This is a genomic window from Psychrobacter sp. AOP5-GZ1-6, assembly GCF_052376345.1.
Classification (GTDB): domain Bacteria; phylum Pseudomonadota; class Gammaproteobacteria; order Pseudomonadales; family Moraxellaceae; genus Psychrobacter.
On the sequence record NZ_JBQSVP010000159.1, the window covers coordinates 1 to 6,389 of the forward strand.

Annotated in this window: 8 protein-coding genes; 6 read left to right on the forward strand and 2 right to left on the reverse strand. The window is 41.1% G+C overall.

The window, feature by feature from the left end; all coding sequences use genetic code 11:
• A partial coding sequence (locus ACT3RN_RS13905; RefSeq protein ID WP_444518726.1) for a LysE/ArgO family amino acid transporter occupies positions 1-289 on the reverse strand: 289 nt, incomplete at its 3' end.
• Positions 290-460: 171 nt separating this feature from the next.
• Between ACT3RN_RS13905 and ACT3RN_RS13910 the strand changes: the two genes are divergently transcribed.
• From ACT3RN_RS13910 to ACT3RN_RS13920, 3 genes are all read left to right on the forward strand, one after another.
• A complete protein-coding gene (locus tag ACT3RN_RS13910; RefSeq protein ID WP_225739276.1) occupies positions 461-1,243 on the forward strand; it encodes a hypothetical protein in 783 nt (260 codons plus the stop codon).
• 331 nt (positions 1,244-1,574) lie between these two features.
• Complete coding sequence (locus ACT3RN_RS13915; RefSeq protein WP_192520274.1) at positions 1,575-2,228, forward strand: hypothetical protein; 654 nt, start codon at positions 1,575-1,577, stop codon at positions 2,226-2,228.
• 71 nt (positions 2,229-2,299) lie between these two features.
• A complete protein-coding gene (locus ACT3RN_RS13920) occupies positions 2,300-2,860 on the forward strand; it encodes a hypothetical protein (protein ID WP_192520273.1) in 561 nt (186 codons plus the stop codon).
• 142 nt (positions 2,861-3,002) lie between these two features.
• Here ACT3RN_RS13920 and rluB read toward each other — a convergent pair whose 3' ends face one another.
• Positions 3,003-3,932, reverse strand: a complete 930-nt coding sequence (gene rluB, locus ACT3RN_RS13925) for a 23S rRNA pseudouridine(2605) synthase RluB (protein ID WP_192520272.1) — start codon at positions 3,930-3,932, stop codon at positions 3,003-3,005.
• Positions 3,933-4,507: 575 nt separating this feature from the next.
• Between rluB and ACT3RN_RS13930 the strand changes: the two genes are divergently transcribed.
• From ACT3RN_RS13930 to ACT3RN_RS13940, 3 genes are all read left to right on the forward strand, one after another.
• Positions 4,508-5,608: a polysaccharide biosynthesis/export family protein gene (locus ACT3RN_RS13930; protein ID WP_225739275.1), complete on the forward strand. Its 1,101-nt coding sequence runs from the start codon at positions 4,508-4,510 to the stop codon at positions 5,606-5,608.
• A 15-nt stretch (positions 5,609-5,623) separates the two neighbouring features.
• On the forward strand, positions 5,624-6,055 hold the full coding sequence (locus ACT3RN_RS13935; protein ID WP_192520271.1) for a low molecular weight protein-tyrosine-phosphatase: 432 nt from the start codon (positions 5,624-5,626) through the stop codon (positions 6,053-6,055).
• Positions 6,056-6,066: 11 nt separating this feature from the next.
• On the forward strand, positions 6,067-6,389 hold a 323-nt coding region (locus tag ACT3RN_RS13940; protein WP_444518727.1), incomplete at its 3' end, for a Wzz/FepE/Etk N-terminal domain-containing protein.

A 6,389-nucleotide genomic window follows, 5' to 3' on the forward strand; every position in this document is an offset into this window, starting at 1 on the left:
AGTGTCGAATACTGGCGTACAAACTTTGTAGCCCGTAAACCAGCAAAAACAGCGCACCTGCGAATCTGGCGATATCTACAGCATGTGGATAACGAGCTGTCACCGCGCCAAATCCAGCAACACCTGCTGAGATTAATAGTGCATCGCTGACGGCACAGAATAGGCAGATAAAAAATATGTGTTCACGTTTGATACCTTGCTTCAGTACAAAGGCATTTTGTGAGCCAATCGCTAAGATAAGCGATAGTCCAAGTAAAAAGCCAGAGGTATAATCGGTCACATTCATCATAATGGGCTCATCATTCAGAGAATAGATGTGTTTAAGGCATAGGAATATTGACACTTTGCTTACTGGCAGTGCCAAAAAAAGCTGTTAAGATACGTTATTGAATCAATATATGCAATACGAGCACAATGTGAGTGCGTGGGATAAGAGGCAAGGTAGGTCATGGTAGTAAGTTTGACGAGAATATTCCAGTCATTTGGACAAGAATCCGATGACCTGCCAACACAAGCGGCCAAGAACGCTCAGGAATTGGGCGCCAGTCAAGAAATAGAATTAGAGGCCGCTAATATTGATAGTGTTGGTACTAACAATGCTGATGATGGAAGTGTTGATGGAGGCGAGCAAACTAACCATAAGTCTTCTCCGCTGACGCCGCCCGAGCGTGCCAACCGTATTTGTGATGCATTGGCGCAAGTGAGTGATATCCGAACCCCCACGCCTTTGACCGATAGATACCTGTCCAATCGTGCTCAAATGCGCCCAACCAATAGACCTCCTTTTGACCCAGATACCTTATGGTATCTCAAACATGGACGCTGTCCGATTATGACTGAGCTTATTGACGTGGTCGACGAGGCCACCCTAAATGCCATGCCGATTGAGGCTGTCGCGATACTAGACCGAATCAACGGTAAGTTAAAGCGCTACCGTGAATGGAGTAGTGAACTTAATGAGGCGCAGCAACAGCAGCATAATGAGCGTCAGTTCGTCATCGACAAGCTGGTGTCGGAAAGTATTCCAGAAGCATTACATCATTATGAGCAATTGCAGCGGTTCAGCCCGCATCGCACCAAAAACAACACATTACAAGGCAAGATGACCGCCGGTGGCATGTTAACTGATTTGTTTTTAGAGATTGATTACGAGCTTGACGAGCTGTTAGATGAGCTACACCAAACGGTGATGAACCGTCTAGCCTCTACGCATCGTTATGTCAAAAGCCGTACACAAAGTTAATCAATGATCAAAACGCGTCTAGCGTTTGTGAAAGTACGCCTTTTATCTTCATGAGATTGAGATATATTTTGAGATTAATTGATCTCATATAGCTAAGTAAGGTTTTGATAGAGTCTTATTTTTAATAGGCTAGGGCATGTTATCAACTAGCACATTTAGTGGTTTTAAAATGGTTAAATTTTGCCAATACGTTCATATCAACGGCAAATTTTTCCTTATTTATCTACGATTTTTCAAATTTTAAGCTTTACAATCTAATTGGTGGTACGCCTTAAAGCACAAATAACAATAAAATTGCCAAGAAATTCTGTTAAATAATGAGGACTGTCTAATGACCCAAGTTACTGCAATGCTCTTTGCATTTGTTTTGTATGGACTGTTACCTATAGCTGGGTTATATCTAGGATATCGTACCATCAAAAAAGTCACTGCTCCTAAGATGCTAGCGTATGAGGCCATGCCGCAGTTGGGCTATATTCCCGAAAAAAGCTTGCCAGTGGAAGTTAGAACGGCACTCACTAAAATCAATGAAAAAGGTGAGAAGCTGCGTGTCATTTATGGCGATACCAATAATGATGGAAAAATTGACGATAAAGATACTATCAGTGAAACCTATATCATGATTCAAAACTTAATGGATAGGCATGTACCACTTGCTGTGGCTGATTATCGCCGTTTACATGATATAGACAACGGAATCGCTGACACGACTAAAATTAAGCATTCTAATGTTACAGGGAAAGAGGCGCTGCTAGAGGTGCTTGAGACAGTTGATACTCAGTTTGATGATTTACTTAATGCCTCATATCATCAAGATGGTCAAAAGCTATTAGCAACCAACCGCTATCTACAAAAACGCTTTGATAATCCAGCTCCTGATTCAGTCATCAACGGCTATAAGACTGCTGATAGCAGCATATCTACTATTGAAGCACCTACTACTAAGTCTTCTAGTAGCGCTAAAGCCAAGGACATCACCTTGTGAATGACGTAGTATTCATGCGAGAGCCTAATAGGATAAATGAGAGTGTTATAAATAAGAAATAGTGAGTGTATATGAGTATCTTAATCGGGGCTGCAATCGTTACGACGGTCACCGCTTTTTACTTGGGGAAAAAAGGTTGGCAGGCTTTCCATAAAGCAGTCGGTATTACCCCTGGAGTGCTTGTTTATCAGAATGATGCTGCGCCACTGTCATTATCTAAATTAAGCTGGCAGCAACTAAATTTAAATAAAAAATATTTGCAAAACTTGTCAGAGCAGCAACTGCGCCAACTAAAATGTATCGATGAAAAAGTTAATAGCTATCAATCTTATCAAAAAACACGACAAGATCAGCATAAAGGATCTGTGGTAACAGAACAGCAGTTTGTACTGAATAAGATGTTGTACACTCGGCTGCCTGAAATGCTTGCTAGCCATCACCAGCTAGTTACTATGAATAAAAGCACTGATAATGTGATGAGTAGTGAAAAAAAAGTGGAAGCCAATCAGCTATTAGAGAGTGTTTTCAATAATATTGAGCAACGTTTGGATCAGTTATTGGCGCAAGTAGACACACAGCAGCTGCAAGAATTACGAGCTATGAAAAAGTATATTGACAGTCACGATAGCTAAGCCTACGTCGTCAGGCTTATCATCTCTTACTATAAAATACACACAAGAAAGCAGCCAATGATGAATAATCATTGGCTGCTTTCTTGTGTGTCACTTTAAACATATAGCTTTAAAACGATAAGAGTCTCAACATAATGATTACTTAGCGTTTATTGTTGCGATCACGGGTATTACGTGTACCACGGCTGGCAGGACTAGCACTGCTTTTAGGTTTTGCACTGCTTTTGCGATTGTCGCTACGACTATCAGTAGTGCGACGCGCTTTAAGCGGCTTGCTTCTGATACGTTCTTGCTTCTCTTTAGCCGCACCATGCAGACCAGTACCATAACGTGGGCGCAAGCTTACTAAGTCTGTCAAGGTATTGATGTCTTTTCTATCCAGTTCTAAGAAACGACCGGTACGCAGCTCTTTTGGCAGAGCAATCGTACCATAGCGGGTGCGTAGTAGACGGCTTACTTTTAGGCCTTGTGACTCAAATAAGCGACGTACTTCACGGTTACGCCCTTCTTTTAGCTGGACGTGATACCACTTATTGACACCTTCACCACCACCTTCTTTGATGTCTTCAAACTGTGCTACACCATCTTCTAGCATGACGCCAGCAGTCAGTGTGCGGGCGATATCAGGCGTCACTTCACCCAATACACGTACGGCATATTCACGAGTGACTTCACTAGATGGGTGCATCAAGCGATGCGCCATTTCACCATCATTGGTAAATAATAATAGGCCAGTTGAATTAATGTCCAAGCGTCCAACCATGACCCAGCGATCATGGGTTAGCTTTGGCAAACGTTCAAAAACGGTTGGACGGCCTTCTGGATCTTTGGCAGAACAGACTTCGCCTTCAGGCTTATAATAAGCGATAACACGGCGACGCTTTTCGTTTTCAGAGGTGTATTTGATCTGACGACCATCAACACGAATCTCATCGCCTTGCTCGACACGATCACCAATGGTTGCTGGACCGTTATTCACAGTGACGCGACCGGCTTTGATAACTTCTTCCATTTGACGGCGTGAACCAAGCCCCATACGGGCAAGGGCTTTTTGTAGTTTTTCGTCTTTCATAATGATTTCCTGGAGTCGGTGGGTTTACATTTCTCAATGTAAAAAATTGGATTGAGTATTATACGCTATTTAGCACTACTTATCAGCAGAGTTACAAATTATTATGATGGGTTGCGTACGGAATATTTATATAGAAATTATAGAGTTAGGTGCGACTATATTATGCTTGATTGTATTTCATTGACATATATTTCAGATAGATAGTAAGTGATAACTTCGAATAACTGCTTTTATTATATTTATAAAAAACAACAATACAATTTAATATACATATTAATAATAAATCATTGATTGTCATAAAACTTTTGTCTTGTTATTATATTCACTTAAGCGGATAATAGTATTGTTATTTTATCTCTCAAAAAAACGAACAAGCGCACTATTAATGATTGTTAGATCATATATTTGAGTGCTCCATATATCAAATATATCTGAGATATTTATAAATGATAGTGCCTAAATATCAGGCGCTTATGTTAGTAGGTAAGCCGTTACTTTATAGTATCTTTACCATGTAATCGTAGTAAACAGCTGAATATTTCTTAGCTATTATAGAGACTGATAAGGTCGTTATTATGCATCACTCCTCCAAAATTGTTTGTTCACTATTAGTCATAGTCTTTGGTCTTGTATCAGGTTGTGCTACGACGGTAAGTGGTGGACTTAAATCTGGAGATTTACCACCTGTAGGTGATTTTACAGCAGAAAATGGTTTGCAGTTTAATATACAGCCTTTGAATTTAGCGACTTTACCAGTCAAGCAAGCGCCCAAAATTAATAATGATATTTATCAATTGATTCAGACATCGGGTCGAGTCGACTATCGTATCGCCCAAGGTGATGTTTTAAATATTAATTTGGTTGATTATCCAGATCTAACGCCATCAGGTGTTAGCAATACTAGCAACCCTTATGCTTCAGGGTTTCCTGTAGATCAACAAGGATTTATCCAGTTTCCTCTTATTGGACGTATTAAGGCTAGCGGTATAAGCGTGCCTCAGTTTACGGCAAATTTACGAGGACAACTGCAACGCTATTTAAAATATCCAGACCCTCAGGTGAAGGTCGTTAACTATCGTGGCAATAAGTTCTTTATTGATGGTGAGGTCAACCAACCAGGTGAGTTTGTTATTGCGGATACGCCTGTTTCGTTATATGGCGCGATTTCTATGGCAGGCGGTGCGACAGCTACAGGTGATTCAAACAGTATCGTATTGAACCGTAAAGGCAAGAGTTACAACATTGGCTTGCAGTCATTGCGAGAGGTTGGGTCATCAGGAAACCAAATCTATTTGCGAGATGGCGACTCAGTTCATGTGAATAGCCAAAGCCGTAATAAGGTTTACGTATTGGGCGAGTTTGGAAAAGTTGAGCCTGTAGATATTCCTGAGCAAGGATTGAGTTTGGCTCATGCATTAGGCGAGTCAAGAGGGCTTGATTCTAATACCGCGAACGCAGCTAAGATATATATCGTTCGTGACAATCCTGATTATCAGCGCACCAATATTTATTATGTTGATATGCAGACTATTACTAGCTTTGCGCTCGCCAACCGCTTTGATATGCAACCCAATGATATTTTGTATGTTGATCCAACAGGTCTGGCACGCTGGAACCGAGTCATCAGCGCGTTATTACCTTCTACCTCTGCAATCAATGTTATTTCAGGGTTATAAGCAAAGCGATATATTATGGCATTTGACAATATTTTAGTGGTTTGTGTGGGTAATATTTGCCGTAGCCCCATAGCAGCGGCCATCATGAGTGAGCAGTACCCAAATAAGCACATTGACTCTGCAGGAGTATCGGCAGTTATTGGTCATTCTGCTGATCCAAAAGCTGTGGAGCTGATGGCAACGCATCATACAGATATAAGTAAGCATATTGCTAAACAGATCAATCAAGAAATGACAATAGCGGCAGATCTCATTCTGACTATGTCAACCAACGAAACCAAGTGGATAGAATCGCAGTGGCCACATTGCCGCGGTAAAGTCTTCAAAATTGGTCATTGGCTAGATAAAGATATTGAAGACCCTTATGGTCACGATGTGTCAGCATTCGAGACTGCCAGAAAAAATATTATTAGTAGCCTTGAGCTGTGGGCTGACAAAATTAGTTGAGTAGCGAGTGTATGAGTAAAGAGTCACAAAAATCCTCAGAATCTGTCAGCGATCGAGATAACGATGAGATTGACTTATTAGCCTTGCTTTGGGTGTTATTACGTGGCTGGAAAATGATCGTTATTTTTGCGCTACTGGGTTTGACGATTGGCGTGCTGTATAGCCGCTATGTAAACCCGACATTTCAAGCGGATGCCTTGTTGCAACTTGATGACCAAGATCAAGGTATCTCGGCACTTGGAAGCAATATTTCTGAGTTAGTGGCACCACAAGTTAGCAAAGCGGATACAGAGGCAGAGCTCATCAGATCACGAATGATTTTAGAGCCAGTGGT